General features: G+C 59.7%; 1 pseudogene. It reads left to right on the top strand.

The features are described 5' to 3' along the window. Positions 1-444: 444 nt before the first annotated feature. A pseudogene (locus tag ACFXPX_RS43890) lies at positions 445-1,173 on the top strand (helix-turn-helix domain-containing protein); the annotation flags it as partial.

Genomic DNA, 1,173 nt, shown 5'->3' with positions numbered 1-1,173 from the left:
CCTGTATTTGACGCATCAGCCTCAGATTGTTCAATTGCTGCTTGATTCTCCCTCTTAGATTTAGAGCTTTCCCTATATAAAGCGGGGTGATGCGATGGCCGTACTTCCTCGCGAATACGTAGACCCCCGGCACGTCGTCCACGCTCTCGAGCACAGAGAGGCTGTATATCAGCGTTGGGTCGGCTCGAAGGGTCAATGCGGTAGACCAATGAATTTTTATGTTCATAAATTTATCAAATCAGAAATAACTTAGGGCACTCGGCGAGCCGCAGTTTGCAGCTCGCCGACGGGACGGCTCCACGTCCGCTATCAGCGGAGCTGGCCATAGCCTGTTGATGTCCGGGCAGAACTGACCCACTAGAGCTGGAAATTTTCATCGAATTTTGACCCACGTGATTGAATGCTCTGCTCAATCTTTGAGCAGGGGATACAAAGGTGATCACGGTGGGTATATTGGCCAAGATCAGGCGGATGTATTTCCGCGAGAAGGTCCCGTTGCGCGAGATTGCGCGGCGTACGGGCCTGTCCCGAAACACGGTGCGCCGCTGGCTGCGGCAGACTGATGCCGTCGAGCCGAAGTATCCGAAGCGCGTCAGCCCGAGCGTCATCGACGACTGGGCCGCACAGCTGACAGGTTGGCTGCGTGCCGACAGTCATCGCCCGAAGCGTGACCGGCGCACCGCCCGGTTCATGTTCGAGGCGATCCGCGCCGAGGGTTACGCCGGCAGCTACGGCCGGGTGAGCGCGTTCGTGAGGCGTGGCACATGCGGCACCCGCAGTGGCCTGAGCTGACGGTCGAGGATGTGCTGCAGGACGAGCGTACCCGGCTGATGCCCAATCCACGGCCGTTTGACGGCTACATCGAGCAGACCCTGCGAGTCTCGTCGACCAGCCTGATTCACTTCCAACGCAACCGCTACAGCGTGCCCACCGAGTACACGAACCAGTTGGTGAGCGTGCGCTGCTATCCGGCATATCTCAGCGTCGTCGCCAACGCCCAGGAGATCGCACGCCACGAACGCAGCTTCGAGCGGCACATGACCTTCTACGATTGGCGCCACTACGTCACGCTGGTCGAGCGCAAACCCGGCGCACTGCGCAACGGCGCACCGTTCATCACGATGCCGCAGCCGCTGCAACTGCTGCAGCGGCATCTGCTGAAACACCCGGGCG

Source organism: Kitasatospora sp. NPDC059146 (assembly GCF_042786665.1).
Taxonomy (GTDB): domain Bacteria; phylum Actinomycetota; class Actinomycetes; order Streptomycetales; family Streptomycetaceae; genus Kitasatospora.
The sequence above is the reverse complement of the archived record's forward strand: the minus strand, read 5'-3'. Positions and strand labels throughout refer to the sequence as shown.